This window comes from Streptomyces sp. NPDC044571 (assembly GCF_040647115.1).
GTDB lineage: Bacteria > Actinomycetota > Actinomycetes > Streptomycetales > Streptomycetaceae > Streptomyces.
The window spans coordinates 120,577-146,096 of record NZ_JBEZBN010000009.1; the positions used below are offsets into that span (position 1 = coordinate 120,577).

The 25,520-nt window shown below is 71.4% G+C and carries 24 protein-coding genes; 12 read left to right on the forward strand and 12 right to left on the reverse strand.

Annotation, left to right across the window (positions count from 1 at the left end; all coding sequences use genetic code 11):
- The first annotated feature begins 140 nt into the window (after nucleotides 1-140).
- Nucleotides 141-2,609, forward strand: a complete 2,469-nt coding sequence (locus AB0B01_RS07450) for a glycoside hydrolase family 3 C-terminal domain-containing protein (RefSeq protein WP_361713862.1) — start codon at nucleotides 141-143, stop codon at nucleotides 2,607-2,609.
- A gap of 48 nt (nucleotides 2,610-2,657) precedes the next feature.
- On the opposite strand, the gene AB0B01_RS07455 is transcribed toward AB0B01_RS07450, so the two are convergent.
- Entirely contained in the window at nucleotides 2,658-3,554 is an 897-nt protein-coding gene (locus tag AB0B01_RS07455; RefSeq protein ID WP_361713864.1) for an SGNH/GDSL hydrolase family protein, read from the reverse strand.
- A 250-nt stretch (nucleotides 3,555-3,804) separates the two neighbouring features.
- On the opposite strand from AB0B01_RS07455, the gene AB0B01_RS07460 reads away from it, so the two are divergent.
- Entirely contained in the window at nucleotides 3,805-4,299 is a 495-nt protein-coding gene (locus AB0B01_RS07460; RefSeq protein ID WP_361713866.1) for a DUF3145 domain-containing protein, read from the forward strand.
- Between the two features lie 72 nt (nucleotides 4,300-4,371).
- On the opposite strand, the gene fabF is transcribed toward AB0B01_RS07460, so the two are convergent.
- The 5 genes from fabF to AB0B01_RS07485 all read right to left on the reverse strand — a co-directional run bounded on the left by fabF (nucleotide 4,372) and on the right by AB0B01_RS07485 (nucleotide 9,257).
- Nucleotides 4,372-5,637, reverse strand: coding sequence for a beta-ketoacyl-ACP synthase II (gene fabF, locus AB0B01_RS07465; protein WP_361713868.1), 1,266 nt, complete (start codon nucleotides 5,635-5,637; stop codon nucleotides 4,372-4,374).
- Nucleotides 5,638-5,714: 77 nt separating this feature from the next.
- Complete coding sequence (locus tag AB0B01_RS07470; RefSeq protein ID WP_125816520.1) at nucleotides 5,715-5,963, reverse strand: acyl carrier protein; 249 nt, start codon at nucleotides 5,961-5,963, stop codon at nucleotides 5,715-5,717.
- A 57-nt stretch (nucleotides 5,964-6,020) separates the two neighbouring features.
- The gene (locus tag AB0B01_RS07475) at nucleotides 6,021-7,025 is read right to left on the reverse strand and encodes a ketoacyl-ACP synthase III (protein ID WP_356850409.1); all 1,005 of its coding nucleotides are present in this window, start codon (nucleotides 7,023-7,025) and stop codon (nucleotides 6,021-6,023) included.
- Nucleotides 7,026-7,044: 19 nt separating this feature from the next.
- A complete protein-coding gene (locus tag AB0B01_RS07480; RefSeq protein ID WP_361713870.1) occupies nucleotides 7,045-7,962 on the reverse strand; it encodes an ACP S-malonyltransferase in 918 nt (305 codons plus the stop codon).
- An 89-nt stretch (nucleotides 7,963-8,051) separates the two neighbouring features.
- Entirely contained in the window at nucleotides 8,052-9,257 is a 1,206-nt protein-coding gene (locus tag AB0B01_RS07485; protein ID WP_361713872.1) for a helix-turn-helix domain-containing protein, read from the reverse strand.
- Nucleotides 9,258-9,337: 80 nt separating this feature from the next.
- On the opposite strand from AB0B01_RS07485, the gene AB0B01_RS07490 reads away from it, so the two are divergent.
- On the forward strand, nucleotides 9,338-9,991 hold the full coding sequence (locus AB0B01_RS07490) for a pirin family protein (RefSeq protein WP_361713874.1): 654 nt from the start codon (nucleotides 9,338-9,340) through the stop codon (nucleotides 9,989-9,991).
- Here AB0B01_RS07490 and AB0B01_RS07495 read toward each other — a convergent pair.
- Nucleotides 9,988-10,821 (reverse strand): serine hydrolase domain-containing protein, encoded by an 834-nt coding sequence (locus AB0B01_RS07495; protein WP_361713876.1) that lies wholly within the window; start codon nucleotides 10,819-10,821, stop codon nucleotides 9,988-9,990. The genes AB0B01_RS07490 and AB0B01_RS07495 overlap by 4 nt on opposite strands.
- Nucleotides 10,822-10,873: 52 nt before the next feature.
- On the opposite strand from AB0B01_RS07495, the gene AB0B01_RS07500 reads away from it, so the two are divergent.
- On the forward strand, nucleotides 10,874-11,254 hold the full coding sequence (locus AB0B01_RS07500) for a MerR family transcriptional regulator (RefSeq protein ID WP_361713878.1): 381 nt from the start codon (nucleotides 10,874-10,876) through the stop codon (nucleotides 11,252-11,254).
- The gene (locus tag AB0B01_RS07505) at nucleotides 11,251-12,279 is read left to right on the forward strand and encodes an aldo/keto reductase (protein WP_361713880.1); all 1,029 of its coding nucleotides are present in this window, start codon (nucleotides 11,251-11,253) and stop codon (nucleotides 12,277-12,279) included. The genes AB0B01_RS07500 and AB0B01_RS07505 overlap by 4 nt, the downstream gene beginning before the upstream one ends.
- Before the next feature lie 81 nt (nucleotides 12,280-12,360).
- Here the strand turns inward: AB0B01_RS07505 and AB0B01_RS07510 are convergent, their stop codons facing one another.
- The 3 genes from AB0B01_RS07510 to AB0B01_RS07520 all read right to left on the reverse strand — a co-directional run bounded on the left by AB0B01_RS07510 (nucleotide 12,361) and on the right by AB0B01_RS07520 (nucleotide 15,314).
- Entirely contained in the window at nucleotides 12,361-13,209 is an 849-nt protein-coding gene (locus AB0B01_RS07510) for a DUF4429 domain-containing protein (protein WP_361713882.1), read from the reverse strand.
- A 75-nt stretch (nucleotides 13,210-13,284) separates the two neighbouring features.
- Nucleotides 13,285-14,424, reverse strand: a complete 1,140-nt coding sequence (locus AB0B01_RS07515; RefSeq protein ID WP_361713902.1) for an alpha/beta hydrolase — start codon at nucleotides 14,422-14,424, stop codon at nucleotides 13,285-13,287.
- Nucleotides 14,425-14,657: 233 nt separating this feature from the next.
- Nucleotides 14,658-15,314: a TetR family transcriptional regulator gene (locus AB0B01_RS07520; RefSeq protein ID WP_361713884.1), complete on the reverse strand. Its 657-nt coding sequence runs from the start codon at nucleotides 15,312-15,314 to the stop codon at nucleotides 14,658-14,660.
- A 129-nt stretch (nucleotides 15,315-15,443) separates the two neighbouring features.
- Here AB0B01_RS07520 and AB0B01_RS07525 point away from each other — a divergent pair, with 129 nt between their 5' ends.
- Nucleotides 15,444-17,039 carry an MFS transporter gene (locus AB0B01_RS07525; protein ID WP_361713904.1) on the forward strand — a complete coding sequence of 532 codons (1,596 nt, stop codon included), beginning with the start codon at nucleotides 15,444-15,446 and terminating at the stop codon, nucleotides 17,037-17,039.
- 208 nt (nucleotides 17,040-17,247) lie between these two features.
- On the forward strand, nucleotides 17,248-17,646 hold the full coding sequence (locus AB0B01_RS07530) for a peptidase inhibitor family I36 protein (protein ID WP_361713886.1): 399 nt from the start codon (nucleotides 17,248-17,250) through the stop codon (nucleotides 17,644-17,646).
- On the opposite strand, the gene AB0B01_RS07535 is transcribed toward AB0B01_RS07530, so the two are convergent.
- Nucleotides 17,627-18,433, reverse strand: a complete 807-nt coding sequence (locus AB0B01_RS07535; protein ID WP_361713888.1) for a potassium channel family protein — start codon at nucleotides 18,431-18,433, stop codon at nucleotides 17,627-17,629. The two genes, AB0B01_RS07530 and AB0B01_RS07535, sit on opposite strands and share 20 nt — an antisense overlap.
- 100 nt (nucleotides 18,434-18,533) lie before the next feature.
- Complete coding sequence (aceE, locus tag AB0B01_RS07540) at nucleotides 18,534-21,266, reverse strand: pyruvate dehydrogenase (acetyl-transferring), homodimeric type (RefSeq protein ID WP_361713890.1); 2,733 nt, start codon at nucleotides 21,264-21,266, stop codon at nucleotides 18,534-18,536.
- A gap of 453 nt (nucleotides 21,267-21,719) precedes the next feature.
- Here aceE and AB0B01_RS07545 point away from each other — a divergent pair, with 453 nt between their 5' ends.
- The 5 genes from AB0B01_RS07545 (at nucleotide 21,720) to AB0B01_RS07565 (ending at nucleotide 25,360) form a co-directional block, all read left to right on the forward strand.
- Nucleotides 21,720-22,148, forward strand: a complete 429-nt coding sequence (locus tag AB0B01_RS07545; RefSeq protein WP_356850396.1) for a DUF3052 domain-containing protein — start codon at nucleotides 21,720-21,722, stop codon at nucleotides 22,146-22,148.
- A gap of 151 nt (nucleotides 22,149-22,299) precedes the next feature.
- On the forward strand, nucleotides 22,300-22,758 hold the full coding sequence (locus AB0B01_RS07550) for a peroxiredoxin (protein ID WP_361713906.1): 459 nt from the start codon (nucleotides 22,300-22,302) through the stop codon (nucleotides 22,756-22,758).
- Nucleotides 22,759-22,922: 164 nt separating this feature from the next.
- A complete protein-coding gene (locus tag AB0B01_RS07555; RefSeq protein WP_361713892.1) occupies nucleotides 22,923-23,498 on the forward strand; it encodes a TerD family protein in 576 nt (191 codons plus the stop codon).
- Between the two features lie 145 nt (nucleotides 23,499-23,643).
- A complete protein-coding gene (locus AB0B01_RS07560; protein WP_361713894.1) occupies nucleotides 23,644-24,219 on the forward strand; it encodes a TerD family protein in 576 nt (191 codons plus the stop codon).
- A gap of 25 nt (nucleotides 24,220-24,244) precedes the next feature.
- Nucleotides 24,245-25,360 carry a DUF475 domain-containing protein gene (locus tag AB0B01_RS07565; protein ID WP_361713896.1) on the forward strand — a complete coding sequence of 372 codons (1,116 nt, stop codon included), beginning with the start codon at nucleotides 24,245-24,247 and terminating at the stop codon, nucleotides 25,358-25,360.
- Nucleotides 25,361-25,520 lie beyond the last annotated feature (160 nt).

Sequence of the window (25,520 nt, forward strand, 5' to 3'; positions counted from 1 at the left end):
GCACCCGTACGTTATCCGCATGTCACCAAATCATTACGAACCCTACCGTTCGCCAGGGAACGGGTTCACGATGGGGGCGCCCTCACCGCGCCACCCACCGCACCGCACCACCCGCACGCACTCAACGAGGAGGCACGGCCGTGACCGATGCCGATCAGGTCCGCAACGACGTCGTGGAAGCGGCGCTCGGCAAGCTCGATCTCGACACCAAGACCCGCCTACTGGCAGGCCAGGACATGTGGTCCCTGCCCGCCCTCCCCGAGATCGGGCTGCAGTCCCTCGTCATGTCCGACGGCCCCATCGGGGTCCGCGGCGTGCGCTGGACCGCCGACGACCCGTCCATCGCCCTGCCCTCCCCGACCGCGCTCGCCGCTGCCTGGGACCCCGGGCTCGCCCGCCGCGCCGGCCGGCTCCTCGCCCAGGAGGCCCGCCGCAAGGGCGTCCACGTCCTCCTCGCACCCACCGTCAACCTGCACCGCTCCCCGCTCGGCGGCCGCCACTTCGAGTGCTACTCCGAGGACCCCCACCTCACCGGCGCCATCGGCAGCGGCTACGTCAGCGGCGTCCAGGACGGCGGCGTCGGGACCACCGTCAAGCACTTCGTCGGCAACGACGCCGAGACCGAGCGGTTCACCGTCGACAACGTGATCGCGCCGCGCACCCTGCGCGAGCTGTACCTGGCCCCCTTCGAGGCCATCGTCAAGAACGCCCGCCCCTGGGGGATCATGACGGCCTACAACCAGGTCAACGGCACGACCATGACCGAGCACCAGCACCTGGTGGGCGAGGTCCTGCGCGGCGAATGGGGCTTCGACGGCTACAACGTCTCCGACTGGATGGCCGCCCGCTCCACCACCGGCGGCATCCTCGGCGGCCTCGACGTGGCCATGCCCGGACCGCAGACCGTCTACGGATCGGCCCTCGCCGAGACCGTCCGGGCGGGCCGGGTCCCCGAGTCGGCCGTGGACGCGGCCGTGCGCAACGTGCTGCGCCTCGCCGCCCGCGTCGGCGCCCTGGCGGGCGCGCCCGCCGTCGTCACCGAGCCACCGGCCCCCGTCGACGGCCAGGCGCTGGCCCGCGAGATAGCCGCCCGCGGCTTCGTCCTCGTACGGAACCAGGAGGCGGCGCTGCCGCTCGACGCCGCACCGGGCCGCACCGTGGCCCTCATCGGCGCCGCGGCCCGCGATGCCCGCGTCCTCGGCGGCGGCTCGGCCACCGTCTTCCCCGAGCGGGTGGTCTCCCCGCTCGACGGGCTCACCGCCGCCCTGCCCGAGGGGGCCCTGACCTACGCCGTCGGCGCCGACCCCAGCGAGGAACTCGTCCCCGCCGACAAGGGCTTCGAGCTGCGCGCCGTTTGCCGGGACGCCTCCGGCGCCGTCCTCGGCGAAGGCAGCCTGCCCTCCGGCCAGGTGCAGTGGATCGGTGACGACCTGCCGGTCGGCGCCTCGTACGAGACCATGGCGAGCATCGAGGTCACCGGCCGCTTCCTGCCGCGCGAGAGCGGCGAACACGCCTTCGGCACCCGCGGGCTCGGCGCCTTCACCCTCGCCGTCGGCGGGCGCACCCTCTGGGAGGGGGTGCAGGAGCCGGGCGACGAGGCCGACCCCTTCGAGGCCTTCTTCGGCGCTCCCAGCGAGCGCGCCCGCATCGAGCTCACCGCGGACGAGCCGGTCGAGGTCTCGCTCACCTTCCAGGTCCCCGACACGACCGCCCTCCCGCTCAAGGCGATCATGTTCTCGCTGCTCCACCTCGGCCCGCGGCGCGACCCCGACGAGCTGATCGCGCAGGCCGTGGCCGCCGCCCGCGCCGCCGACACCGCCGTCGTGGTCGTCGCCACCACCGAGCGGGTGGAGTCCGAGGGCTTCGACCGGCGCGACCTGCGGCTGCCGGGCCGTCAGGACGACCTCGTGCGCGCCGTCGCCGCCGCCAACCCGAACACCGTGGTCGTCGTCAACGCGGGCTCCCCGGTGGAGCTCCCGTGGCGCGAGGATGTCGCCGCCGTCCTGCTGACCTGGTTCCCCGGGCAGGAGGGCGGGGCCGCGCTGGCCGACGTACTCCTCGGGCACACCGAGCCCGGCGGGCGGCTGCCCACCACCTGGCCCGCCGCGTTCGCGGACGCTCCCGTCACCGAGGTCGTCCCCGCCGACGGCCGCCTGGAGTACGGCGAGGGGCTCCTCATCGGCTACCGGGCCTACGAGGCGCAGAACGTGACCCCCGCCTACCCCTTCGGGTACGGCCTCGGCTACACCGACTGGGCCTACGAGTCCCTGGAGGTCACCGGCACCACCGCCCGGGTCCGCCTCACCAACACCGGCACCCGGCACGGCCGCGAGGTCGTCCAGGTCTACCTCGCCCCGGTGGCCGACCGGGTCGAGCGCCCGGCGAGCTGGCTCGCGGCCTTCGCGGGCGTCGAGGCGGACCCCGGAGAGAGCGTCGAGGCGGAGATCGCCCTGCCGGCCCGCGCCTTCGAGATCTGGGACGAGCCGAGCCGCGGCTGGCAGCGGATCGGCGGCACCTACGAGGTCCGCGCCGCGCATGCGCACGGGGACACCCGCCTCACCGCCATCCTGGAGCTCCAGCCCCCACAGATGGCCGGAAATCACCCCTGATCCGGACCGGAGGAGGGCCCTGACACCCTCCTCCGGTCCACGGCCGTGCTAGCGCGGCGGCTGCACGGCCGTCACCTGGCGGTGCGCGAGCTCCGCGAGCCGGGCCTGGCCGTCCTTGCCGGGGTGGAACCAGTCCCAGCGGCTCAACTGCCCCGCGCCGAAGGGGTACTGGAACACCGCTCCGCCGTCGTAGCGGCACAGCGGGTCCTTCGCGCACACCTCGCGGAGCACCTCGTTGTACTCGACCACCCGCGCCCGCACCTGTTCGCGCCGGGCCGTCGCCCCCGCGGCCGCCGACAGGGGGTCGGCCAGCATCGACTGGCAGATGCCCAGCTTCCAGACCTGCCGCACCATCGGGCTGTCCTTGCCCTGCTCCCACAGCCGCTGCAGGTCCGGCACGCTGGAGACGTACACCTGGGAGGTGGGGGAGGCCGCCCGCAGGTCCGCGAGGGCCTTCTCGAACCCGGCCCGGAACTGCGCCACGGACGTCATCGAGGAAGCCGTCGGGCGGCAGGCGTCGTTCGAGCCCACCATCACCGTGACCAGGTCGGGCTTCTGCGTGGCCGCCGCGGCCACCTGGCCCGCCAGGTCCGCCATCCGCGAGCCGGTCACCGCGTAGTTCCAGCTGCGCAGCGGCACCTCGGACTCCCCGAGCAGCCGCGCGGCCAGCGACCGGACGGCGGGGTCGTTGCCGGTGGCCCAGGAGACCTCCGGGCAGTCCGCCAGCACCGAACAGGCGTCGAAGCCCCGCGTGATGGAGTCGCCGACGGCGGCGATCGACGTGGGGGCGGTGTTCCAGCGCGGCCCGGCCTGCCCCCTGCGCCCGCCGTCGGGGGCGGACCCGTCCGACTGACACCCGGTCAGGGCCCCGGCCATGACGGCCAATGCCGCTCCCGCGCCCGCAAGGGTCCGGCGCGCGCGGCGGCGCGGAGCGGTGGTGCGCATCGGGTGGTTCCCCTTCTCGTCGCCCCGCGTCCCCCGGGGGCGTCCTGCTGAGTGAAAGCTCTGTGTTCGGCGGCCCGGGACCGACCGTACGTCACACCATGACCCCTGGCGCACGGTAGCTTTTTCCCGTGGCGTTTCGGCCGCAGGTCCCGCAGCGCAATGTTCAATATTTTCCGTTACATTACATCACGTCACAAACTGTCCGTTTTCTGGAGTTTATTCCCGACCTCGTCCCACACTGGAGGTCCCGGTGACGACACGTGGAGTTCTGTACGTGCATTCCGCACCGCGCGCGCTCTGCCCGCACGTGGAATGGGCTGTTGCGGGCGTGCTGGGGGTGCGGGTGAACCTCGACTGGATCAGGCAGCCCGCCTCGCCGGGCACCTGGAGAGCCGAGTTCTCCTGGCAGGCCGAAGCGGGCACGGCATCGAAGCTCGCCTCCGCCCTGCGCGGCTGGCACCTGCTGCGCTTCGAAGTGACCGCCGAACCCTGCCCGACCGCCGAGGGCGAGCGCTACAGCTCCACCCCGGAACTCGGCATCTTCCACGCCGTCACCGGCATGCACGGCGACATCCTGATCCCGGAGGACCGGCTGCGCGCCGCCCTCGCCCGCTCCGCACGCGGCGAGACCGACCTGGCGGCGGAGATCGCCAAGCTGCTCGGCAAGCCCTGGGACGACGAACTGGAGCCCTTCCGCTACGCCGGCGAGGGCGCCCCCGTCCGCTGGCTCCACCAGGTCGTCTGAGCAGACCGACGAAGGCCCCCCGACCGGCAGCAGCTGCCGGTCGGGGGGCCTTCGTACGGAGCCTTCGGGGCGTCAGACCGTACGGAACGCCAGGGTGACGTTGTGGCCGCCGAACCCGAACGAGTTGTTGATCGCGGAGATCGGGCCGTCGACGGGCAGCTTGCGCGGCTCGCCGCGGACGATGTCCGCCGTGATGTCCTCGTCCAGCTCGTCCACGTTGATCGTGGGCGGGGCGATCCGGTGGTACAGCGCCAGCACGGTCGCCACGGTCTCGATACCGCCCGCGCCACCCAGCAGGTGGCCGGTCATCGACTTGGTCGCGGAGATCGCGATGTGGTCCAGGTCGTCGCCCAGGACCTTGCGCAGCGCCTTCAGCTCGGCCGTGTCACCCTGCGGGGTCGACGTGGCGTGCGCGTTCACGTGCACCAGCTCGGCCGGGTCCAGCCCCGTGTTGTCGAGGAGGTTCTGCACGGCGGCGGCGACACCGCGGCCGGTCGGCTCCGGCTGCGCGATGTGGTGGCTGTCCGCGGACAGACCCTGGCCGAGCACCTCGCAGTAGACCCGGGCGCCGCGCGCGGCGGCGTGCTCGGCGGACTCCAGGACGACGACGCCCGCGCCCTCGCCCAGGACGAAGCCGTCGCGGTCCTTGTCGTACGGGCGCGAGGCCTGCTCGGGGTGTTCGTTGTTCTTGGACATCGCCATCATGTTGGCGAACGCGGCGATCGGCAGCGGGTGGATCGCCGCCTCGGTGCCGCCCGCGACGACCACGTCGGCGCGGCCGGTACGGATCATCTCGACGGCGTAGCCGATGGCCTCGGCGCCCGAGGCGCAGGCGCTGACCGGAGTGTGCACGCCCGCCTGGGCATTGACCTCCAGGCCGACGTTGGCCGACGGGCCGTTCGGCATGAGCATGGGGACGGTGTGCGGGGAGACCCGGCGCACACCCTTTTCCTTCAGTACGTCGTACTGGTCGAGCAGCGTCGTGACGCCGCCGATACCGGAGGCGATCACGGTGCCCAGCCGGGTGGGCACAATGGACTCGTCCTCGCCCGCCGGGGCGGTGTAGCCCGCGTCGGCCCAGGCCTCGCGGGCCGCGATGACGGCGAACTGCGCCGACCGGTCGAGCTTGCGTGCCAGCGGCTTGGGCAGGACCTCACTCGGGTCGACGGCGACCGGAGCGGCAATACGTACCGGGAGTTCGGCGAAGCGCTCGCCCTCAAGGGGCTTGACGCCGGAACGACCGGCGAGCAGACCTTCCCAGGTCGATGCGCTGTCGCCACCCAGCGGAGTGGTTGCGCCGATACCGGTGACGACCACGGTGCGATTGGTCGGGCTCACAGGAATTCTTTCTCCACGTCTCAGGGGTGCTGAATTGTCACGGCGCCACCGCCGGGTGGCGACAGCTCACGTCAGGCTCAGGCCTGGTGCTTCAGGATGTAGTCGGCAGCGTCGCCGACCGTCTTGAGGTTCTTGACGTCCTCGTCCGGGATCTTGACGTCGAAGCGCTCTTCGGCGGCGACGACGACCTCGACCATGGACAGGGAGTCGACGTCCAGGTCATCGGTGAAGGACTTGTCGATCTCGACGTCCTCGACCGGGATGCCCGCGATCTCGTTGACGATCTCCGCGAGACCTTCGACGATCTCTTCCTGCGTGGCGGCCATGTGGCGCTCCTTCTATAGCTGACTGGGTGAAACAGGGCGGGATGCGGATCCCGGGCCCTAAGGGAGGGTAACGACCGTCGCGGCGTAGACGAGCCCCGCCCCGAAGCCGATGACGAGCGCGGTGTCGCCGCTCTTCGCCGCTCCGGTCGCCAGGAGCCGCTCCATGGCGAGCGGGATCGAGGCGGCCGACGTGTTGCCGGTGGTTTCCACGTCACGGGCGACCGTGACGTGCTCCGGCAGCTTGAGAGTCTTCACCATCGAGTCGATGATCCGCATATTGGCCTGGTGCGGGATGAAGACGTCCAGGTCGTCCGCGGTGATCCCGGCGGCGTCGAGCGCCTGCTGGGCCACCTTGGCCATCTCGAAGACGGCCCAGCGGAAGACCGCCTGACCCTCCTGCGTGATGGCGGGGAACTTCTCGCCGCCGTCCTTGCCGAGGTACTCGTCCCACGGCACGGTCTGCTTGATCGTCTCGGACTTGTCGCCCTCCGAACCCCACACCGTGGGGCCTATGGCCGGCTCGTCCGAGGGGCCGACGACGACGGCGCCCGCGCCGTCGCCGAACAGGAAGGCCGTCGCGCGGTCCTCCAGGTCGGTCAGGTCCGAGAGCCGCTCCACGCCGATGACGAGGACGTGCTCCGCCGAGCCCTCGATGACCAGGCCCTTGGCCAGGGTCAGTCCGTAGCCGAAGCCGGCGCAGCCGGCGGAGATGTCGAACGCGGCGGGCTTGACCGCTCCGACCCGGTGCGCGATCTCGGTCGCGACGGCCGGGGTCTGCTTGAAGTGCGAGACCGTCGAAACGATCACGGCACCGATCTGCTCGGGCGACACGCCGGCATCGGCCAGCGCCTTGCCGGCGGCCTCCACCGACATCGCGGCAACGGTCTCCTGCGGCGAGGCCCAGTGCCGGCTCGCGATGCCGGAGCGGGAGCGGATCCACTCGTCGGACGAGTCGATCGTCTCCAGGATGACCTCGTTGGGGACCACCCGGGTCGGCCGGTAGCCGCCGACGCCGAGGATGCGGGCGTACGGAGAGCCCTTGGCCGGCTTGATCTTCGACATGCTGTGTGGGCTCCTTCTCTCAGGCCGCGTGCTCGGCGAGGAGCGCTGCGGCCTTGTCGAGATCGTCCGGGGTCTTCAGGGCCACCGTCGGCACGCCCTTGAGCGCACGCTTGGCCAGACCCGTCAGCGTGCCACCGGGGCTGAGCTCGACGAGACCGGTGACACCCAGCTCGGCGAAGGTCTCCATGCACAGGTCCCAGCGGACCGGGTTGGCGACCTGGCCCACCAGTCGGGCGACGACGTCGACGCCCGTGGTGACGACGCGGCCGTCCTTGTTCGAGACGTAGGTCAGCTCGGGGTCGGCCGGGGTGAGGGCCTGCGCGGCCTTCTCCAGCGTATCGACGGCCGGAGCCATGTGGTGCGTGTGGAAGGCGCCCGCGACCTTGAGGGCGACGACCTTCATGGAGCCCTCGGGCTTCTCCGCCTCCAGGGCGGCGATCTGCTCCATGGTCCCCGCGGCCACGATCTGGCCCGCGCCGTTGATGTTGGCGGGCGTCAGACCCAGCTTCTCCAGGTGCGCGACGACGGTGTCGCGATCCCCGCCGAGCACCGCCGCCATGCCGGTCTCGGTGACCGCGGCGGCCTCGGCCATCGCCAGGCCGCGGGTCCGTACGAACGACAACGCGTCGGCGTCCGACAGCACACCGGCGTACGCGGCGGCCGTGATCTCGCCGACGCTGTGGCCCGCGACGGCACCGAAGGCCGTGCGCGATCCCAGCGCGGACGCGGACAGCAGGCCCGCCGCGACCAGCAGCGGCTGGGCCACGGCCGTGTCGCGGATCTCGTCCGCGTCGGCCTTCGTGCCGTAGTGGGCAAGGTCGAGCCCGATGGCGTCCGACCACGCGGCGACGCGGTCGGCGGCGCCGGGCAGTTCGAGCCAGGGAGTCAGGAAGCCGGGCGTCTGTGCGCCTTGGCCGGGAGCGACGAGTACGAGCACCCTCACACTCTCTCTTGTGGACGGTCTCCGCCGCCCGTGGGGACAGGGACGAAGAACCGTCGGGGTAATTGTTGATGTCCGACAAAAGTCTAGGACTGCTGATCTCCGTCGGCCAGACGCCCGAGGATCAGGGCGATCCGCAGGGTGAACGCCGAGCGGACATCCGACGGCGACCAGCCGGTGACGTCGGTCACACGTCGCAGCCGGTAGCGCACTGTGTTCGGGTGTACGAACAGCATCCGCGCAGCACCCTCCAGGCTGCTCGCCTGCTCCAAGTACACACTCAGCGTCTCCAGCAGAGCCGAGCCCGCCTCTTCCAGCGGTCTGTAGATCTCCTCCACCAGCTGCTCGCGGGCAGAGGGATCCGAGGCGATCGCGCGCTCCGGCAGCAGATCGTCCGCCAGCACGGGCCGCGGCGCGTCCTGCCAGGCCGTGCACGCCTTCAGCCCGGCGGCCGCCGCCTGCGCGGACTTCGTCGCGTTCAGCAGGTCCGGCACCACCGGACCGGCGACCACCGGCCCCGCCGCGAACGGCCCGATCAGCGACTTCGCCACCTGGAGCGGGTTGTCGCTGCCACCCGCGATCACCACCAGGCGATCACCCAGCACACCCGTCAGCACCTGCAGCTTGTGGTGGCGGGCCGCCCGCCGGATCGCCTCGACCGTCAGTTCGCTGTCGCCCTCCGGCGCCGTGCCCAGCACCACGCACACGTGCTCCGGGGAGTTCCAGCCGAGCGCCGCCGCCCGCGACAGCGCGCCCTCGTCGGCCTCTCCGGAGAGCACCGCATTGACGACGAGGGACTCCAGACGGGCATCCCACGCCCCCCGGGCCTCCGCGGCCTGCGCGTACACCTGGGCCGTCGCGAAGGCGATCTCCCGCGCGTACACCAGCAGTGCCTCACGCAGGATCGACTCGTCGCCCGGCGCCGCGACCTCCTCGATCGCGGCCTCCATGACCTCGATCGTGGTGCGGACCATCTCGACGGTCTGGCGCAGGGTGATCGCCCGGGTCAGCTCCCGCGGAGCCGTCCCGAAGACGTCGGTGGAGATCGCCTGCGGGGTCTCCGGATGCCGGAACCACTCCGTGAACGCGGCGATACCGGCCTGCGCGACCAGGCCGATCCAGGACCGGTTCTCCGGGGGCATCGCCCGGTACCACGGCAGGGTCTCGTCCATGCGGGCGATCGCGTTGGCGGCGAGCCGGCCGGAGGACTTCTCCAGTCGGCGCAGCGTCGCGGCATGCGGATGCGCGGCAGCGGGATGAGCGGGGGAATGCTCGCGTTCGGGTTGAGGCACGGGACAAGACTGCCTTATCGGGACGGCGGCGCCGACTCCGGTCTCCTCCCGGGGACCGGGCCGCCGCTACGGTGGCCCCCATGATTGACGTACGCCGCAGCGCCGACCGGTACGAGGGCGGCGATCCGGACGCCGGCATCACCACCCGGCACGCCTTCTCCTTCGGGTCCTCCTACGACCCGGACAACCTGCGCTTCGGCCCGGTCCTCGCCTGCAACGAGGAGACCCTCGCACCGGGCGCCGGGTTCGCCGAGCACCCGCACAGCCACACCGAGATCGTGACCTGGGTGGTCGAGGGCGAGCTCACCCACCGCGACAGCACCGGCACGAGCAGCCTGGTCCGGCCCGGAGACGTCCAGCACCTCGGCGCCGGCTCCGGCGCCCGCCACGTGGAACGCAACGACGGCCCGGCCCCGCTGCGCTTCGTCCAGATGTGGCTCGCGCCGCTGACCACGGGCGGGGACCCCTCGTACGAGCTGGTCCGGGAAATCGCCGAAGACGAGCCGTACGAACTCCCCGCGGCCGGAGCCGTCCTGCACGTGCGCCGACCGGGCGGGGGCGAGCGGATCGCGGTACCGGCCGCCGAGCGGGTCTACCTGCACGTGGTGTCCGGGGACCTGCGCCTGGGCGGACAGGAACTCGGCCCCGGGGACTCGGCCCGGATCACCGGCGAACAGCACCTTGAGCTCGTCGCCGCCGCCCCGGGCGAAGTGCTGATCTGGGAACTCCCTTAAGGCCGCAGGGCCCGGCCGGCCGCGAGCTCGGCGAGGACCGCTTCGGTGAACGGGGGCCAGGCCTCCACGGCCCACGGGCCGAAGGCGCGGTCCGTCAGCGCCACGCACGCGGCCCGCGCCTGCGGATCCACCCACAGGAAGGTGCCCGACTGCCCGAAGTGGCCGAAGGTGCGCGGCGAGGAGGAAGCGCCCGTCCAGTGCGGGCTCTTGCCGTCGCGGATCTCCATGCCGAGTCCCCAGTCGTTGGGGGACTGGTGCCCGTAGCCGGGCAGGACGCCCTTGAGCCCCGGGTGGACCACGGAGGTGGCCTCGGCGACCGTGCGCACGTCGAGCAGCCGGGGCGCCTGGAGTTCGGCGGCGAACCGGACGAGGTCGGCGACGGTGGAGACGCCGTCCTTGGCGGGGGAGCCCTCCAGGGTGGTCGCGGCCATGCCCAGCGGTTCGCACACCGCCTGGTGCAGGTACTCGGCGAAGGGGATGCCGGTGGCCTTGGCGATGTGGTCGCCGAGCTCCTCGAAACCGGCGTTCGAGTACAGCCGCCGGGTCCCGGGCGGGGCCATGACGCGGTGCTCGTCGAAGGCCAGCCCGCTGGTGTGCGCGAGCAGGTGACGCACCGTCGAACCCTCCGGTCCGGCCGGCTCGTCCAGCTCGATCGCGCCCTCCTCGTACGCCACGAGGGCGGCGTACGCGGCGAGCGGCTTCGTCACCGAGGCCAGCGGGAAGCGGTGGCCGACCGGCCCGTGGGAACCGGCCAGGCTCCCGTCGGCGCGCACGACGGCCGCCGCGGCGTTCGGTACCGGCCAGCTCTCGATGATCCGCAGACTCTCCATGCCGTCGAGCCTACTTGCTTGGAGTGCACTCAAGGGTTTTAGCGTGTCGGTCATGAGCCTGACGCAGACGCGGTACACGATCAGCGAGGTCGAGGCCCGGACCGGTCTGAGCCAGCACACCCTGCGCTGGTACGAGCGGATCGGCCTGATGCCGCACGTGGACCGCTCCCACTCGGGGCAGCGCCGGTTCACCGACGACGACCTCGGCTGGCTGGCCTTCGTGGGCAAGCTGCGGAGCACCGGGATGTCGGTGGCGGACATGGTCCGCTACGCCGAACTGGTCCGCGAGGGGGAGCACACCGTCGACCTGCGCCGGGAACTGCTGGAGCAGACCCGGCGCGAGGTCCGGGCGCGGATCACGGAGCTGAACGACGCGCTCGCCGTACTGGACTACAAGATCGAGCTCTACACGGGGAAGGCACAACGCGCATGACGCAGCACACCACCATCGAGCAGGTCGAACTCGGCAAGGGCGGCCCGCGGGTCGGCGTCCAGGGCCTCGGCTGCATGGGCATGAGCGAGTTCTACGGGGACACCGACGAGGCGGCGGCCCGCGAAACGCTGGAGGCGGCGCTGGCCCTCGGGGTCACCCTGCTGGACACCGCGGACGTCTACGGGCGCGGCCGCAACGAGGAGTTCCTCGCGCCCTTCGTCGCCGCCCACCGGAACGAGATCACGCTCGCCACCAAGTTCGCCATAGAGCGCTCGGACGACCCGCATTACCGCGGCGTCCGCAACGACCGGGCGTACATCCGCCAGGCAGTGGGGGCCAGCCTGCGGCGGCTCGGCACCGAGGTGATCGACCTCTACTACATGCACCGGCGGGACCCTGCCGTGCCCCTCGCCGAGTCGGTGGGCGCCATGGCCGAGCTGGTGCAGGAGGGGAAGGTGCGCCACCTGGGGCTCAGCGAGGTCACGGGCGCCGAGCTGCGCGAGGCGCACGCGGTGCACCCGATCGCGGCGCTCCAGTCGGAGTGGTCGCTGTTCAGCCGGGACGTGGAGCGCAGCGCGGTGGGTGCGGCGGCGGAGCTGGGCGTGGCCTTCGTGCCGTACTCCCCGCTCGGGCGGGGCTTCCTGACGGGTGCCTTCGCCGACGCGGCGGCGGACCTGTCGGAGGGTGACTTCCGCCGCCACCAGCCCCGGTTCACCGGCGAGAACGCCAGGGCCAACGCCGCCCTGCTGGCCCCGGTGCGGGAGGTCGCCCGGGCGCACGGGGCGAGCCCGGCGCAGATCGCACTGGCCTGGGTGCAGCAGCGGGCGCAGGTGCACGGCCTGACGGTGGTCCCGATCCCGGGCACCCGCAAGCCGTCCCGCCTCGCGGAGAACACCGCCGCGACCCGGATCACCCTCTCGCCGGCCGAGCTGGCCCTGCTGGAGCCGATCGCCGCGCAGGTCGCGGGGGACCGCTACCCGGACATGTCCTTCACCTCGGCCGCCCGCGAGGCCGACTCACGCTGACCGGCTCCTCCGGGCGACTCCCCTTGACCGGCTCCTCCGGCCGGCTCCTCCGCCCCGGCGCCCACTCCAGGCCCAGGTCCGCTACGTGGCCTCGGCGGTGAAGCGGTCGCGCAGGGCCGCGTACTCGGCGTCCGTCAGCAGGCCCGCGCTGTGCAGTTCGCCCAGGTGGTGCAGCCGGTCGCCGCTCGCGCGGGGCTGCGGGACCGAGGCCACCGGGGTGCCCCGGCCCAGCGCGGCCAGCACCGTCGCCGCGAACGGCAGGGATTCGTGGACCGCCCCGTGCCCGGCCCGGAACACCGCGGTCGCCAGGTCGTGGTCCGGGCGCGGGTCGCCCGTCGTGTCCCGGGTGAGCAGGCGCAGGTGACCGCCGGGGCGCTCCGGGGAGCTCCACTCCACGCCGCTGAGGGCGGCCAGGGGATACCGCTGGTCGCCCGCCTTCCACTTGGTGCCGGTGGCTCCCGTACGCGACCAGTGAAACGTTACGGCCGAGCCGTCGAAGCCCACCCGCGCGTCGTACGCCTTCAGCCGCAGCGGCGGCTGCGCCACCTCGACCAGGAAGCGCCCCGCGGGCTCGGAGGCATCCGGCCCCAACCGGCTGCGCACGGCCTCGGCGAAGGCGTCCGCCTGCCCGGCCCGGTCGGCCGCGAGCACCAGCCGGTACGGGTCCCACGCTTCCCGGAGCTGTCCCGCGGCGGCCTCCACCAGGGGATCCGCGCCGGCCCGCGGCACCGCGCGCAGCACCACCGGCTCGCGCCTCCCCCCGGTTCCGGACGCGCTCACGCTCACACCGGACAGCGCTTCGAAGGGGATCCGCCGGGCCCCGAGGGCGTGCCAGAGTCGTGGCGTTCGCATCCCCCGTGCGAAGCGGATGAGCACCGAGTCCGAGTCGAACTCCCAGACGGCATGGTTTCCGGCCAGTACGTCACCCATGCGGCACATCGTAAAGGGACACACCCCCACGCGTCCCCCTCGGTGCAGAGCCCGGTTTTCCGGTCTCTACACGTGTCACTCGCCGCCCGGCCAGGAAATTCCACGCCGACAGGCATCGTCGCCGGTCGCGCAGACAATGGAACCGAATGCGCCGGTTCCGATTTTGGCGAAGTTGTCCAGGGAGCCGGTACCTGGCTCGAAATAGCCGGTGTGGTTCCTCGCCCCGGCCGCCGACAGCAGGCGCGCCCCGAACCCCGGGGAGACCGGATCGGCCCCGTGCCCCAGCCCGCCGAGCTCCAGGTGCGGTACGTCCGCGATCCAGTCCCCGGCGTCCCGGGTGGCCCACACGCGTGCGGAGGTGCCCAGTTCGGCGACGGACCCCGCGCGCATGCCGGGGCTGCCCGCCACCACCACGTCGCTCACCGACCTCGGCAGCGCGTGCGCGGCCACCCCGCACACCACCGAGCCGTAGCTGTGGCAGAACAGGGCCACGCTCGCGTCCTGGGGCAGGGCCGCCGCCAGCGACTCCAGGCGGACCGCGCCGTCCATGGCCATCCGGCCGGTGGCCGCATCCATGCCGACACCGGTGGGAGCCGTGTACCCGGCCCAGGCGATGACCGCGGTCCGGGCGGCCGGAGCCGCCGTGCGCTCGGCCTCGTACAGCGCCTGCGCCATGCCGACGGGCGCGGTGACGCGGCGCTGGGTGCGCTCGAAGGTGAGCACGTCGGTGTCGACGCCGGGCACGATGACCGAGACCCGGTCGGCCCGGTCGAGATCGCCGAGGACCTCGGCGACGCGGCCGCCGCCCGTCGGGTCGAAGGCCAGGATCTGCCGGCCGGGCTGGGCCAGGGACTCGAAGCGGTGCGCCCGCCGTCCGGCCGTGGTGCGGTCGGCCGGACTCAGGCCGACGTCCCGGCTGCGTGACTCCTCGGCGCGGGCGGCCTGTTCGAGGGCGCGCAGGTTGGCCCGGTAGCGCAGCGCGGCGGGCGCGCCGTCGAGGTTGCCGACGACGAGCGGGTAGCCCTCGGCGAGCCGGGCCCGCTGGGAGCCGTCGAGACCGGCGAAGAAACGGGCCACGGTCCGCACGGGTGCGTCGGCGGGCGGCAGGGGCCGGCCCTCGATCCGGGCCGCCGACCAGGCGGCGAGGGCGGCGGCGCGCAGGGCGCTGCCTGCGTCGGGCCGGTGCACGGCCGTCCAGCCCGTGGTGGCCAGCATGAGGAAGACCACCGCCAGCGCGAGCAGGGCGCGCAGGGCGGCGGGGCGCGGGTCAGCGCCGACGAGGGAGGGGGCGGGGCCGGACACGTTCACTGCATCCAGGGTATGAGACCGAATCGGGGCACAGTGCCCCGGGTGACCGGGTTCACGGCCGATCGTGGGACGCCCGTACGGGCCCCGCGCGCGCTCCGCGCGGATCCGGTACCGGCCCCGGCCGGCCTTCCGTACGCGGCTCAGCCCCGCCAGGGAGCGGCGAGCGCCGGTCCGATCTGGTCGAGGAAGTCCTCCGTCATCCGCCGGATCGCGGCCACGCTGGTGTCCTCGCCCTGGCCCCAGAGCCGCCCGGTGACCCTCATCACCCCGCTGAACGCCGCCACGGCCACCCGCGGCCGCGGGTCGGCCTCCACGTCCAGGCCCTCACGCTCCGCGACCAGCCGGGCGATCCGCTCCTCCAGTTCGGTGGAGCGCCGCAGGTGTACGGCGAGCAGCGCAGGGGTCGACTCGATGAGCCGGTAGGTGCGCATGTAGAGGTCGACCGGGACCGCGTCCGACAATGCCTCGTCGACGGTGTCCCAGGCGGCGAGCACCGCACCGCGCAGGGCCTCCAGCGGGCCCTCGGCGGCCGGCCGGGACCGCAGCGCCGCCAGGAAGTGCGATTCCACCAGGTCCTGGACGGCGAAGGCGGCTTCCTCCTTGTTGGCGAAGTACCGGAAGAAGGTGCGCTGGGAGACCTCCACGGCGTCGGCGATCTCGTCGACGGTCGTCTCCTCGTACCCCTGGGAGGTGAACAGCAGGAGGGCGGCGCGCAGGAGCGCGTCCCGGGTGCGCCGCTTCTTGCGTTCGCGCAGTCCGGCCGGTCCCGAGGCCGGCACGGTCTGCTGGTCCGTCATCACCGCGGGGTCCTTTCTGACGCTGAGTGAGGGGTCAGGGTACCTGTGACGGACCTGACAGCAGCTGCCCCGTTGGGCCGTCTGTGAAGTGTCAGTCGCTGTCACTAGCCTGTTCGCATGACTCGTCAGATGAGTGCCGAAGACCGGGTTCCCGAGAAGGCACCCGGACCGGGACCGGCCCCGACCGGTCTGCGCGGCCACCCCTGGCTCACCCTGTTCGCCGTCGCCATCGGCGTCATGATGGTCACCCTGGACGGCACGATCGTCGCCGTCGCCAACCCCGCGATCCAGCAGGACCTCGGCGCCTCCCTCGCCGACGTGCAGTGGATCACCAACGGCTACCTGCTGGCCCTCGCCGTCTCCCTGATCACCGCCGGAAAGCTCGGCGACCGCTTCGGCCACCGCCAGACCTTCCTCCTCGGCATCACGGGCTTCGCCGCCGCCTCGGCGGCCATCGGCCTGTCCTCCAGCGTCGAGCTGGTCATCGGCTGCCGCGTGGCCCAAGGCCTGTTCGGCGCCCTGCTGATGCCCGCCGCACTCGGCCTGCTGCGCGCCACCTTCCCCGCCGAGAAGCTCAACATGGCGATCGGCATCTGGGGCATGGTCATCGGCGCGTCCACCGCCGCGGGACCCATCGTCGGCGGCCTGCTCGTGGAGAACGCCAGCTGGCAGTCCGTCTTCTTCATCAACGTGCCCGTCGGCGTCGTCGCGCTCGCCTTCGGCCTGTTCATCCTGCTCGACCACCGCGCCGACAACGCCCCCAGGTCCTTCGACCTGCTGGGCGTCGTGCTGCTGTCGGGCGCGATGTTCTCCCTGGTCTGGGCGCTGATCAAGGCCTCCGAGTGGGGCTGGGGCGACCCGCTGACCCTGGTCTTCCTCGGCGTGTCCCTCCTCTGCTTCGCGGCCTTCGCGGTCTGGGAGTCCAAGGTGGCCGAGCCGCTCATCCCGCTCGGCCTGTTCCGCTCGCTGCCCCTGTCCGCGGGCACCGTGCTCATGGTGCTGATGGCCTTCGCCTTCATGGGCGGCCTGTTCTTCGTCACCTTCTACCTGCAGAACGTGCACGGCATGAGCCCGGTCGACAGCGGCCTGCACCTGCTGCCGCTGACCGGCATGATGATCGTCGGCTCGCCGCTGGCCGGCGCCGCCATCACCGCCGTCGGCCCGCGGATCCCGCTGGTCGCGGGCATGCTCGCCACCGCCGCCGCCTGTTGTGGGATGTCCCGGCTCACCCCGGACACCGCCACCCTCACCATGTCCCTCTGGTTCGCCCTGCTCGGAGTCGGCCTCGCGCCCGTCATGGTCGGCGCCACCGAGGTCATCGTCGGCAACGCCCCGCTGGAGCTGTCCGGAGTGGCGGGCGGCCTCCAGCAGGCCGCCATGCAGGTCGGCGGCAGCCTCGGCACCGCCGTCCTCGGCGCGGTCATGGCCCGTACGGTCGGCAACTCGTTCGGGGACAACTGGCAGGCGGCGCAGCTGCCCCCGCTCGACGCCCAGCAGCTCGGCCTCGCCGAGAAGGGCGTCCAGGTCGGCATCGCCCCCGTCCCGCCCGGCGCCCCGGCGCAGCTCACCGAGGCGATCACCACGGTCGCCCACGACACCTTCGTGTCCGGGATGAGCGCCGCCTTCACCGTCGCCGGCGTCGTCGCGGTCCTCGCCGCCCTCGTGGCCTGCTTCACCAAGCGCGGCGAGAACGCCGCCGCGGGGGCGGGCGCGGCCCACGTCTGAGCGGCCGCACGCACCCTCCGCGCAGGCGGCGCGGGCGTCAACCCGCTGCCCGCGACAGCCCCGCCGGACGGTTCCGGCGGGGCTGTCGCCTATCCGGATGGACCCGCCCGCAGCCCCTTCCGCCCGGCCGTCGCCGCAGGTCAGCGTGGTGCACCGGGAGCTCCGGAACCGGTCCGGGGCCCTGCAGTCCACCAGGAGTTGACCCGCCATGCGTACGAGTTCACCCGCACGACCGACCACCGTCCTCGCCGCGACCGCCCTCGCCCTGGCCGCCCTCATCCCGAGCACGGCGAGCGCCGCGCACGCCGCGGGGCCGCCGACGAAGACACCGCCCTGCGCCACCGGGCAGCTGTGCCTGTGGGCGAAGCCCGAGTTCAAGGGAACCCGGCACACCCGCGAGCTCAGCACCCTCGACATCAACAGCTGCACGGCCCTGCCCGAAGGGGCCACCGCCCAGTCGCTCGTCAACCGCACCGGGCGGCCGGTGACCACCTACCAGTCGGCCGAGTGCGCCGAGACCGGAGAGTTCCAGACCTACCCCGGCGACGGGGTCTGGCTGCCCGAATCGCCCTACCTGATCAGGGCGTTCAAGGTGTGGGAGCGCTAGCGGCGCCCGCCGCCGGGGCCGCTTCGGGCATGCGGGCCGGCCGTTCGGCCCCCGCACCCGGAGCGGCCTCGCCCAGCCGGGCGACCTCCGCCCGCAGGGCCCGTACCTCCGCGGTCAGTTCCGCGATCGCGGCGGTCTGGGCCCGCTCCACCCGGTCGTCGCGCTCGAAGCGGGAGATGAACCAGGCCGCGATGTTGGCGGTGACCACACCCAGCAGCGCGATCCCGGACAGCATCAGTCCCACCGCGAGGAACCGGCCCAGACCGGTGGTGGGGGAGTGGTCCCCGTACCCGACGGTCGTCATGGTGGTGAAACTCCACCACACCGCGTCGCCGAGGTTCTTGATGTTCCCGCGCGGGGCGTCCCGCTCCACGCTCAGCACGGCCAGCGAGCCGAACATCAGCAGCCCGACCACCGCCCCCGCCACGTAGGTGGTCAGCCGGATCTGCGGGGCCATCCGGGCCCGTCGCCCCACCAGCAGCAGCGTGGACACCAGCCGCAGCAGCCGCAGCGGCTGGAACATCGGCAGCAGAACCGCCCCGAGGTCCAGCCAGTGCGTCCGTACGAACGCCTTCTTCGCCGACGACAGGCCGAGCCGCATCAGGTAGTCGGCGGCGAACGCCCCCCACACCACCCACTCGGTCACCATGCACGCCCGGTGCACCCGCGCGTCCGCATCGGGGAAGACGATCGGCACGGCGTAGGCGACGGCGAACGCCACGGCGAGCACGAGCAGCGGGGTCTGGCTGCGCCGCTCCCACCGCAACTGCCTGGACGGTTGCTTCATGGACAGCATCGTAAGGAACAGGTAAAGCGAACCGGGCCCCGCTTCCGCGGAGCCCGGCCCACCCTTCTCATCCGTTCGAGTCCGTTCGAGCGTCGGAGCGCTACGCGTCGCCGCCCGCGGGGCCCGGGTCCGCGGCCGCCACGTCCAGCAGCCGGTAGCGGTCGACGGCCTGCTTCAGCGCCGAGCGGTCGATCCGACCCTCCTTGGCCAGCTCCGTCAGCACCGCCAGCACCACCGACTGCGCGTCGATGTGGAAGTGGCGCCGGGCCGCGCCGCGCGTGTCCGCGAAGCCGAAGCCGTCCGCGCCCAGCGAGGTGTACGCACCGGGCACCCACCGCGAGATCTGGTCCGGGACCGACCGCATCCAGTCCGACACCGCCACGAACGGCCCCTCCGCACCCGACAGCTTCTGCGTCACGTACGGGACCTTCTGCTCCTCCTCCGGGTGGAGCAGATTGTGCTCCTCCACCTCGACGGCCTCGCGGCGCAGCTCGTTCCAGGACGTCGCCGACCACACGTCCGCCCGGACGTTCCACTCCTCGGCCAGGATCCGCTGCGCCTCCAGCGCCCAGGGCACCGCCACGCCCGAGGCCATGATCTGCGCCCCGATCGCTCCGGACACGCCCGTGGACACCCGGTGGATGCCCTTGAGGATGCCGTCCACGTCGACGTTCGCCGGCTCCGCCGGGTGCTGGATCGGCTCGTTGTAGACCGTCAGGTAGTAGAAGACGTCCTCCGCCTCCGGCCCGTACATCCGCCGCAGACCGTCCTTGACGATGTGCGCGATCTCGTAGCCGTAGGCCGGGTCGTACGCCACACAGCCCGGGTTCGTCGACGCCAGCAGCTGGGAGTGACCGTCCGCGTGCTGCAGGCCCTCACCCGTCAGGGTGGTCCGGCCGGCCGTCGCACCGAGGACGAAACCGCGCGCCAGCTGGTCGGCCATCTGCCAGAACTGGTCACCCGTGCGCTGGAAACCGAACATCGAGTAGAAGACGTAGACCGGGATCAGCGGCTCGCCGTGCGTCGCGTACGCCGAACCCGCCGCGATCAGCGAGGCCGTGCAGCCCGCCTCCGAGATGCCGTCGTGCAGCATCTGGCCGGTCGGGGACTCCTTGTACGCGAGCAGCAGGTCGCGGTCGACCGCCTCGTACTGCTGGCCCAGCGGGTTGTAGATCTTGGCGCTCGGGAAGAACGCGTCCATGCCGAAGGTGCGGTACTCGTCCGGCGCGATCAGCACGAACCGCCGGCCGATCTCCTTGTCCCGCATCAGGTCCTTCAGAATGCGCACGAACGCCATGGTCGTGGCGATCGACTGCTGCCCCGACCCCTTCTTGGCCGCCGCGTACACCGAATCGTCCGGCAGCTGCAGCGGCTTCGCCCGCACCACACGGGTCGGCACGTAGCCGCCCAGCGAGCTGCGGCGGTCGTGCATGTACTGGATCTCCGGCGAATTGCGGCCCGGGTGGTAGTACGGCGGCGCGCCGCTCTCCAGCTGCGCGTCCGTGATCGGGATGTGCAGGCGGTCGCGGAAGCGCTTGAGGTCGTCGACCGTCAGCTTCTTCATCTGGTGCGTCGCGTTGCGGCCCTCGAAGTTCGGGCCGAGCGTCCAGCCCTTGACCGTCTGCGCCAGGATCACCGTCGGCTGGCCCTTGTGCGCCTTGGCCGCCGCGTACGCCGCGTAGATCTTCTTGTGGTCGTGGCCGCCGCGGCCCAGGTGCAGCAGCTGCTGGTCGGTCATGTTCTCGACCATCGCGCGCAGCCGCTGGTCGTCGCCGAAGAAGTGCTCGCGGATGTACGCGCCGGTCTCCGTGGCGTACGTCTGGAACTGGCCGTCCGGCGTCGAGTTCATCTTGTTGACCAGGATGCCGTCGCGGTCCTGGGCCAACAGCGGGTCCCAGGAGCGGTCCCAGATGAGCTTGATGACGTTCCAGCCGGCGCCGCGGAACTGCGACTCCAGCTCCTGGATGATCTTGCCGTTGCCGCGGACCGGGCCGTCGAGGCGCTGCAGGTTGCAGTTCACCACGAAGGTCAGGTTGTCCAGGCCCTCGCGCGCCGCGATCGACAGCTGGCCCAGCGACTCCGGCTCGTCCATCTCGCCGTCGCCGAGGTACGCCCATACGTGTGACTTGGAGGTGTCCGCGATTCCCCGCGCCTCCATGTACCGGTTCATCCGGGCCTGGTAGATCGCCCCGAGCGGGCCCAGACCCATCGAGACGGTCGGGAATTCCCAGAAGTCCGGCATCAGCCGCGGGTGCGGATAGCTCGACAGGCCGTACGGGGCCTTCGACTTCTCCTGGCGGAACGCGTCGAGCTGCTGCTCCGAGAGCCGGTCCAGGAGGTAGGCGCGGGCGTAGATGCCCGGCGAGGCGTGGCCCTGGAAGAAGATCTGGTCGCCGCCGTCACCCTCGTCCTTGCCCCGGAAGAAGTGGTTGAAGCCCACGTCGTAGAGGGAGGCGGAGGAGGCGAAGGTGGCGATGTGGCCGCCGACACCGATCCCGGGGCGCTGCGCACGCGAGACCATCACGGCCGCGTTCCACCGGGTGGCGTTCAGGACCTTGCGCTCGATCTCCTCGTTGCCCGGGAAGAACGGCTCGTCCTTGGTGGCGATCGTGTTGACGTAGTCCGTGCTGCGCATCTCGGGCACGGCCACGCGCTTCTCGCGGGCCCGCTCGATCAGCCGCAGCATCAGGTAGCGGGCACGCTCACGTCCCCGCTCGTCGACGGCGGCGTCCAGGGAGTCGAGCCATTCCCGGGTCTCTTCAGGATCGAAGTCCGGGACCTGGCTCGGCAGGCCGCCAATGATGATCGGGTTGCGATCGGATGCGGAAGCCACGCTGTTCCTTCGCTGTCAGGGGAGGGTTTGCCTCGGGTTCGCCGCCTCCCATGGTCGTACGCTCGCTCCCCATCGTCATCTCTACCACTGGGTAATCAATCGAGTCTGCGGTGATTCGGCGGCGAGCAGCGGTTTCGGAGGCCTCGGCGGCGGTCGGCCCCATCGCCACCCTACGCCCAGGAGGGATCACCCGGGCCGTGACCGCGTTCGTCCCTCAAACAGGTAGGAAAGTCCTCAAGCAAGGCCTAAAGACCTGGAATGCTGTGGGATGAATCACCAGAGCCCCCCACGGGAAGGCTGAAAGTTGCGGCGAGACGGCCGCAATCGTCACCGTTTCGACGGTCTCGGCGGCCGGGTACTTGCGCGATCCGCCGCGCCCGTGTGGACTACGCCCAATGCTGCGCGTACGCGCGCCGCCGAAGACATTCACCGAACATGAGCAGGAGGCACCCCGTGAGCGCGACCGCGGACCACGCGGAGAGCCTGGCCGCCCGGCTGGGTTTCCAGTCCGAACAGGTGGTCCAGGAGATCGGCTACGACGAAGATGTCGATCAGGAGTTCCGCGACGCAGTCGAGGAACTGATCGGCAACGACCTCGTCGACGAGGACTACGACGACGTGGCCGACGCGGTGCTGCTGTGGTTCCGCGACGAGGACGGTGACCTGACGGACGCCCTCGTCGACGCCACCGAGCTGGTCGAGGACGCCGCGCTGATCCTGCTGCTGACCCCCAAGACGGGCCGCCCCGGCTACGTCGAGGCCAGCGACATCAGCGAGGCCGCCCAGACCGCCGGCCTCTCGCAGACCAAGAGCGTCAGCGTGGGCAAGGAGTGGAACGCCAGCCGCTTGATGACCCCCAAGGCCGCCAAGTCCAAGCGCTGAGCCGCGCCCCGCAGCCAAGCGGACACGCACCCCGCCGCACCGGAACCCACCCCGGTCGGCGGGGTGCGTGCGTTGCGGACGCCTCCTCCCCATAGGCTGGCCCCACCCGAACAGCCCAATCCAGGGACGCAGGAACGAAGGGATGCGAGAGATGGCGATCGAGGTCGGCAACAAGGCTCCGGACTTCGAGCTCAAGGACAACCACGGTGCCACCGTGCGGCTCTCGGACTTCCGCGGCGAGAAGGCCGTCGTACTGCTCTTCTACCCGTTCGCCTTCACCGGGGTCTGCACCGGCGAGCTGTGCGAGCTGCGCGACCAGCTGCCGCGGTTCCAGAACGAGGACGTCCAGCTCCTCGCCGTCTCCAACGACTCCGTGCCGACCCTCCGGGTCTTCGCCGAGCAGGAGAACCTGGACTACCCGCTGCTCTCGGACTTCTGGCCGCACGGCGAGACCTCCCGCGCGTACGGGGTCTTCGACGAGGAGAAGGGCTGCGCGGTCCGCGGCACCTTCATCATCGACAAGGACGGCATCGTGCGCTGGACCGTCGTCAACGGCCTGCCCGACGCCCGTGACCTGAACGAGTACATCAAGGCCCTCGACAGCCTGTGATGCGCCTCCGGGGCACCCGGGGCCGCCAGGGCCCCGGGGCGGCCCCGGCCAGGATCCGCGCGAAAACCCCCTGTCGGCGGGAACCCGTCACTAGGATCCAAGCGTTGATCCCGTAGAAACCGCACGACGGGGCACCGCCCCACATGAACCCAAATGGAGGACCCGTGGGAGTCAGCCTCAGCAAGGGCGGCAACGTCTCGCTGACCAAGGCCGCGCCGAACCTGACGGCGGTCATCGTCGGTCTGGGCTGGGACGCTCGCACCACCACCGGTGTCGACTTCGACCTCGACGCCAGCGCGATCCTGACCAACGACCAGGGCAAGGTCGCCAACGACTCGAACTTCGTGTTCTTCAACAACCTGAAGAGCCCGGACGGCTCGGTCGAGCACACCGGGGACAACACCACCGGTGAGGGCGAAGGCGACGACGAGGCCATCAAGGTCAACCTGGCCTCGGTCCCGGCCGATGTCGCCAAGATCGTCTTCCCCGTTTCCATCTACGAGGCCGAGAGCCGCCAGCAGAGCTTCGGCCAGGTCCGCAACGCCTACATCCGCGTCGTGAACCAGGCCGACAACTCCGAGCTCGCCCGCTACGACCTCTCCGAGGACGCCTCGACCGAGACCGCCATGGTCTTCGGCGAGCTGTACCGCAACGGTGCGGAGTGGAAGTTCCGCGCCATCGGCCAGGGCTACGCCTCGGGCCTGCGCGGCATCGCGCAGGACTTCGGCGTCAACGTCTGATCAAGCCTGCCAGCTGTCGCCAGCTGTCACCCGTCCGGCGCCGTGCACTGTGTGTACGGCGCCGGACGTGCTTTGCACGATCCACCCCCGGCCACCACGCCAGAGCGGGGGCCGGGACCACACGTCGTCCGGGGAGGACCACAACATGGGCGTCACACTCGCCAAGGGGGGCAACGTCTCCCTCTCCAAGGCCGCACCGAACCTCACCCGGGTCCTGGTCGGTCTCGGATGGGACGCGCGCTCGACCACGGGGGCCGACTTCGACCTCGACGCCAGCGCGCTGCTCTGCCGCGACGGCCGGGTGCTGGGGGACGCGTACTTCGTCTTCTACAACAACCTCAAGAGCCCCGAGGGCTCCGTCGAACACACGGGGGACAACCTCACCGGCGAGGGTGAGGGCGACGACGAGTCGATCATCATCGACCTGACCAAGGTCCCGGTCGAGGTGGACAAGATCGTCTTTCCGGTCTCCATCCACGAGGCGGACGCCCGGCGGCAGACCTTCGGCCAGGTCACCAATGCCTTCATCCGCGTCGTGAACGAATCGGACGGCCAGGAACTGGCCCGCTACGACCTCACCGAGGACGCCTCCGGCGAGACCGCGATGATCTTCGGCGAGGTCTACCGGTACGGGGGTGAATGGAAGTTCCGCGCGGTGGGGCAGGGGTACGCGTCGGGCCTCCGGGGCATCGCTCTAGACTTCGGGGTCAACGTTTCGTAAAGCCGTACAAGACGATGGGGTGCCAGTGGTTCTCAAAACCTTCGGCTGGTCGTTCGCAGTCACTGCGCTCGGTCTGGTCGCAGCGGTGTTCTACGGGGGGTGGACCGCATTCGGGATCGTCGCGATCCTGTCCGTCCTTGAGATCTCGCTGTCCTTCGACAACGCGGTGGTCAACGCCGGAATCCTGAAGAAGATGAATGCCTTCTGGCAGAAGATCTTCCTCACCGTCGGCGTGCTCATCGCCGTGTTCGGCATGCGTCTGGTCTTCCCCGTCGTGATCGTCGCGATCACCGCCAAGATCGGGCCGATCGATGCCGTCAACCTGGCACTGACCGACAAGGACCAGTACCAGCAGCTGGTCACCGACGCCCACCCGGCGATCGCGGCATTCGGCGGCATGTTCCTTCTGATGATCTTCCTCGACTTCATCTTCGAGGACCGGGACATCAAGTGGCTCGCCTGGCTGGAACGCCCGCTCGCCAAGCTCGGCAAGATCGACATGCTGTCCGCGTGCATCGCGCTGATCGCCCTGCTGATCACGTCCATGACCTTCGCCGCCCACGCCCACCAGCACGGCGGCACCCACGTGGACAAGGCGCAGACCGTACTGATCGCCGGCATCGCCGGCCTGATCACGTACATGATCGTCGGCGGTCTCTCCGGCTACTTCGAGAACAAGCTGGAGGAAGAGGAGGAAGCCGAGCACGAGGCCGAGGAAGAGGCCAAGAGGAGCGGCAAGCCGGTCTCCGCCGTCGCCTTGGCCGGCAAGGCCGCGTTCTTCATGTTCCTCTACCTCGAAGTCCTCGACGCCTCCTTCTCCTTCGACGGGGTCATCGGCGCCTTCGCCATCACCAACGACATCGTGCTGATGGCCCTCGGCCTCGGCATCGGCGCCATGTACGTCCGGTCGCTCACGGTCTACCTGGTCCGCCAGGGCACCCTCGACGACTACGTCTACCTGGAGCACGGCGCGCACTACGCCATCGGTGCGCTCGCCGTGATCCTGCTCGTCACCATCCAGTACGAGATCCACGAGGTCATCACCGGCCTCGTCGGCGTCGTGCTCATCGCCTGGTCCTTCTGGTCCTCGGTGCGCCGCAACAAGCGACTGGAAGCGGAGGGTTCCCCCGCCGAGGCATGACCGCGGCGCACATGCGGAACGCTCTACTGCGGGGCGGGGCGCCCGGGGGCCCCACCCCCCGGGCGCCCCCGCGCCCCGCCCGCCGGGGCCCCCCCGCGGCTCTCAGGCCCGCCGGAGGCGGACAGTGACGATCTGGAAGGGCCGCAGGGTGAGGGGCACC

Excerpts from the sequence above, each read along its gene's own strand:
- AB0B01_RS07455 (WP_361713864.1), bottom strand. The coding sequence starts at position 3,554 with ATGCGCACCACCGCTCCGCGCCGCCGCGCGCGCCGGACCCTTGCGGGC.
- AB0B01_RS07470 (WP_125816520.1), bottom strand. The coding sequence starts at position 5,963 with ATGGCCGCCACGCAGGAAGAGATCGTCGAAGGTCTCGCGGAGATCGTC.
- AB0B01_RS07475 (WP_356850409.1), bottom strand. The coding sequence starts at position 7,025 with ATGTCGAAGATCAAGCCGGCCAAGGGCTCTCCGTACGCCCGCATCCTC.
- AB0B01_RS07490 (WP_361713874.1), top strand. The coding sequence starts at position 9,338 with ATGATTGACGTACGCCGCAGCGCCGACCGGTACGAGGGCGGCGATCCG.
- AB0B01_RS07495 (WP_361713876.1), bottom strand. The coding sequence starts at position 10,821 with ATGGAGAGTCTGCGGATCATCGAGAGCTGGCCGGTACCGAACGCCGCG.
- AB0B01_RS07500 (WP_361713878.1), top strand. The coding sequence starts at position 10,874 with ATGAGCCTGACGCAGACGCGGTACACGATCAGCGAGGTCGAGGCCCGG.
- AB0B01_RS07505 (WP_361713880.1), top strand. The coding sequence starts at position 11,251 with ATGACGCAGCACACCACCATCGAGCAGGTCGAACTCGGCAAGGGCGGC.
- AB0B01_RS07510 (WP_361713882.1), bottom strand. The coding sequence starts at position 13,209 with ATGGGTGACGTACTGGCCGGAAACCATGCCGTCTGGGAGTTCGACTCG.
- AB0B01_RS07515 (WP_361713902.1), bottom strand. The coding sequence starts at position 14,424 with ATGCTGGCCACCACGGGCTGGACGGCCGTGCACCGGCCCGACGCAGGC.
- AB0B01_RS07520 (WP_361713884.1), bottom strand. The coding sequence starts at position 15,314 with ATGACGGACCAGCAGACCGTGCCGGCCTCGGGACCGGCCGGACTGCGC.
- AB0B01_RS07525 (WP_361713904.1), top strand. The coding sequence starts at position 15,444 with ATGAGTGCCGAAGACCGGGTTCCCGAGAAGGCACCCGGACCGGGACCG.
- AB0B01_RS07530 (WP_361713886.1), top strand. The coding sequence starts at position 17,248 with ATGCGTACGAGTTCACCCGCACGACCGACCACCGTCCTCGCCGCGACC.
- AB0B01_RS07535 (WP_361713888.1), bottom strand. The coding sequence starts at position 18,433 with ATGAAGCAACCGTCCAGGCAGTTGCGGTGGGAGCGGCGCAGCCAGACC.
- AB0B01_RS07550 (WP_361713906.1), top strand. The coding sequence starts at position 22,300 with ATGGCGATCGAGGTCGGCAACAAGGCTCCGGACTTCGAGCTCAAGGAC.
- AB0B01_RS07560 (WP_361713894.1), top strand. The coding sequence starts at position 23,644 with ATGGGCGTCACACTCGCCAAGGGGGGCAACGTCTCCCTCTCCAAGGCC.